The sequence below is a fragment of the Leisingera sp. F5 genome, from assembly GCF_001593695.1.
In genome coordinates this window covers 1-1,136 of sequence record NZ_LUKH01001283.1, presented here as the reverse complement: position 1 = coordinate 1,136, position 1,136 = coordinate 1, and the positions used below count along the sequence as shown (strand labels likewise).

1 protein-coding gene is annotated in these 1,136 nt (G+C 62.2%); it reads left to right on the top strand.

Translation table 11 applies throughout. The annotated features are described in order from the left end of the window. Nucleotides 1–1,136: UvrD-helicase domain-containing protein (locus A2I95_RS40800; protein ID WP_291738001.1), on the top strand; the 1,136-nt coding region annotated here is incomplete at both ends.

Genomic DNA, 1,136 nt, shown 5'->3' with positions numbered 1-1,136 from the left:
GGCCCTGGCTGCCGCTCGCAAAAGCCATGATCTGCATCGCTTTGCCGCCGCCTTCCTGCCGGAGTATGAGCACCGCAAACAGCTGCGTGGCTGGCTCGACTTTGACGACCTGATCCTGAAGGCCCGGCAATTGCTGAACGATCCGGGCGTTGCCGCCTGGGTGCTGTACCGGCTGGATGGCGGCATCGACCACATTCTGGTGGACGAGGCACAGGATACCAGCCCGGTGCAATGGGACGTGATTGAGAAACTGGCGCAGGAATTCACATCCGGCGTTGGTGCGCGCTCGGATGTCGAACGCACGATCTTTGTGGTCGGTGACAAGAAACAGTCGATCTATTCTTTCCAAGGTGCCGATCCGGATGCCTTTGACCGGATGCAGCAAGAGTTCGGGCACCGGCTGGCGGAAACCGGAGCGGGGCTGCAGGATGCCTCGCTCGATTTCTCCTTCCGCTCTTCTGCTGCGATCCTGAAACTGGTGGATCTCGTATTCCGGGACAGCCCGCGCGCAGGTTTTCGTAAGGAAGCGCTGCACCGGGCCTTCAAATCCGACCTGCCGGGCCGGGTGGACCTTTGGCCAGTGGTCGGAAAGGTCGAGGACGACGAGGATCCTGACTGGACCAGCCCCGTTGACCGGCCCAGCAGCCGCCATCACACAGTGATCCTGGCCGAACGCATCGCCCAATCGATCAAACAGATGATCGGCACCGGCGTCACAATCCCTGAGGACGGTGCTGAACGCGGCACCTTCCAGCGCAGGCCGGTTCAGGCAGGTGATTTCCTGATTCTGGTGCAGCGCCGGTCTGATCTGTTCTCTGAGATCATCCGTGCCTGCAAGAAAGCCGAGCTGCCCATTGCCGGCGCTGACCGGTTGAAAGTAGGTGCAGAACTGGCGGTGAAGGACATCGCTGCACTGCTGCGGTTCCTGGCCCTGCCGGAGGATTCCTTATCACTGGCGGAAGCACTGAAGTCGCCGCTGTTCGGCTGGACTGAGCAAGCGCTGTTCGACCTCGCCCACCGGCGTGAGGCGCTGTACCTGTGGCCCGCGCTCCGCGAGCGGGCAGGGGCGTTCCCCGAAACCATGGCGGTGCTGGACGACCTGCGCGCCAATGCTGATTTCCTGCGCCCCTATGATC